Origin of the sequence: Streptomyces sp. (assembly GCF_050698815.1) — a bacterium.
In the GTDB taxonomy this organism is placed as follows: Bacteria; Actinomycetota; Actinomycetes; order Streptomycetales; family Streptomycetaceae; genus Streptomyces.
On record NZ_JBOHCV010000719.1, the window covers coordinates 1 to 2842 of the forward strand.

General features: G+C 75.9%; 2 protein-coding genes. Both read right to left on the reverse strand.

What is annotated here, in order from left to right; translation table 11 throughout:
* Window positions 1-2010 (reverse strand): ComEC/Rec2 family competence protein (locus tag ACRDP3_RS25495; protein WP_431519348.1); only part of this gene is annotated, 2010 nt, incomplete at its 3' end.
* Between the two features lie 17 nt (window positions 2011-2027).
* Window positions 2028-2842, reverse strand: an 815-nt coding sequence (locus ACRDP3_RS25500) for a helix-hairpin-helix domain-containing protein (protein ID WP_431519347.1), incomplete at its 5' end; no start/stop codon positions are given.

Here is a 2842-nt window from a genome sequence, read left to right on the forward strand (position 1 = left end):
GACGAACTCCGCCTGGTCCGGCGGGTCGTCGAGCGAGGTGGTCTGGATCGCGCCGACGGCCCGGCCCTTCAACGCGCCCGGCAGACCGGCCACATGGTCGGCGTGGAAATGGGTCAGCACGAGCAGCGGAATGGACGTGACACCAAGGGTGCGCAGGCAGCGGTCGACGGCCACGGGATCGGGACCGGTGTCGACGACCACAGCCGTATGGTCCTGGCCGGTGGCGAGCGCCAGCGCGTCGCCCTGCCCGACGTCGCAGGCCACGAGCCGCCACTCCGGCGGCGGCCAGCCGGTGAGAGGGCGTACCAGCGGCACGGGGCGGACGACGGCCAGCAGCAGGAGCAGCACGCACGCCCCGCAGAGCCACGGGTGGCGCAGCAACTGGAGCCGGGCGCCCAGGAGGAGCGCGACGCCGATGAGGAGGGCGAGCAGGAACGCACCGGTCCAGCTGCCGGGCCAGTCGATCTCCGCACCGGGAAGGCCTGCTCCGGCGCGGGCGAGGGCGGCGATGCCGCCGGTCGGCCAACCGGCCAGCCAGGCCAGCGCCTTGGCCAGTGGCATCGCCAAGGGCGCTGCCGCCAGCGAGGCGAAACCCAGCACGGTGGCGGGAGCCACCGCGAACTCGGCCAGCAGATTGCACGGGACGGCGACCAGGCTGACGTGCGCGGCGAGCACCGCCACCACCGGCGCGCACACCGCCTGCGCGGCGGCAGCGGCGGCGAGGGCTTCCGCGAGGCGCCCCGGCACGCCCCTGCGACGCAGCGCCGCGCTCCAGCGCGGAGCGACGGTGAGCAGCGCCCCGGTGGCGAGCACGGAGAGCAGGAATCCGAAGTCGAGGGCGAGCCACGGGTCGTGGAGCACGAGCAGCAGTACGGCGGCGGCCAGCGCGGGCAGGAGTGAGCGCCGCCGCCCGGTGGCGAGGGCGAGCAGTGTGATCAGCCCGCAGACAGCTGCCCGTATGACGCTGGGTTCGGGGCGGCAGATGACGACGAAGGCGAGGGTGAGCAGCGCGCCGAGTACAGCGGTGCCGCGCAGCGGGATGCCCAGTCGCGGGGCGAGCCCGCGCCTCTCGGCCCGCTGGGCGGTGCCCGGCGGGCCGATGAGCACGGCGAGCATGATCGTGAGGTTCGCGCCGCTGACGGCCAGCAGGTGCGTCATGTCCGTGGTGCGGAACGCCGCGTCGAGGCCGGCCGGGAAGCGCGAGGTGTCGCCGACGACCAGTCCGGGCAGCAGGCCGCGGGCGTCGCCGTCGAGCCCGCCGCTCGCCTCGCGCAGCCCGGCGCGCAGGCCGCCCGCGGTCCGCTGCAGGGCGGTGGGCCTCCGGATCACGGGCGGCGGCCCGTCGACGCGTGCGCTGACCACGGCGGCGATGTCCTGCCCGGGACCGGTGCGCTCGGGCGCCGCGAGCCGGGCGTCGATCCGCAGACCGGTGGAGGGCAGCAGCCGCAGCCACTCCGGCTTCGGCGGCCCGCTCCGCTGCTGGACGATGACGAGTGCCGGCGTGCGTACGGTGTGACCGGCGGGCCCGTCGGGGGAAGCCCGCGCGCTCACCCGGGTGGCCTCGGCACGGAAGAGCAGGGCGTCGGGGGTCTGTTGGGCGCCCCGCACTCCCGCGTGGAGTCGACGCGGGTCGCCGGTGACCGTCAACTCAAGGGTTGCCCTCGCGTGTTGTTCCGCCAGGCCGGGCAACGGGCCGCGACGGAGATCGGTGGCGTGCAGGGCCGCGACGCCGCCACCGGCGGTGGCGCACAGCAGTGTCAGGGCAGCGGTGACCAGCAGGAGGCGTCGGCGAGCGCGTAGAGCGAGGAGGAGCAGCGTCGCCGCGCCCAGAGCGCACAGCCCCACCCCTGCCGCCGCCACCGCCGCCGGTGCGCTGAGCGCCGCCGCCGCTGCCGTCCAGGCGGCGAGTGCGGGTGGAATCAGCCGTAGGTCGGTGGGTCCCTCCTGCCGTGGGTCCGCCGCCCCCAACGGGCCGGCCGCCGCCGCATGAACCGGGGAGCGACGCCGCATACCGGCACGCAGCCCGGTCACGGACTCACCTTCGGCTTGATGTCGGCGAAGCGGCGTTCACCGATGCCGTTGACGTCCTGGAGCTGGTCGATGGACGTGAAGCCGCCGTGCTGGTCACGGTAGTCCAGGATGTGCTGGGCCAGCACGGGGCCGACGCCGGGCAGGGTCTCCAGCTGCTCCGCCGTGGCGGAGCTGAGGCTCACCAGGCCGCCGGGTGTTCCGCTGCCCGTGGCTCCCCCGCTGCCGGGCCCCGGCCCGCCCCCGGTTGCGGCGGCGGTCGCGGCCGGTGCGCCGCCCGCGACGATCTGTTCGCCGTCGACGAGGCGGCGTGCCCGGTTGAGGCCGCTGATGTCCGTACCGGGACGCAGACCACCCGCCGACTTGAGCGCGTCGGCGACCCGCGCACCGCTCGGCAGCCGGTAGATCCCGGGCTTGCGCACCTTGCCCGCCACATCGACCACGACCCGTTTGCCCGGTGGCGGCTGCGCTCCCGCGCCCTTGGCCGCGTGCGTCCCGACGCCCGGCGCCCTCACCGCCGAGCCGGCCGGTGAGGTCTCGGCCTCCGGTGCCCGCACGGTCTCCGGGCGCCCGGTCCAGAAGTGGTGCACGCCGAATCCGACCGCGACGAGCAGCACAACGGCCAGCGCGAGCAGCGACCTGAGCTCCACACCGCAGCGCAACTGCAGCCACAGCGGCAGCCGTTCGCGCAGGGCCAGCGTGGTCCGCTCACGCGAGGTGCTGCAGGGGTCGGGTCCGGCGACGCCCGAAGCGGTACGGCCGGCGCGGGCCGGCGGGTGGGAGGCGGGTGGCCCGGGAGCGCCCACCTCCGGCC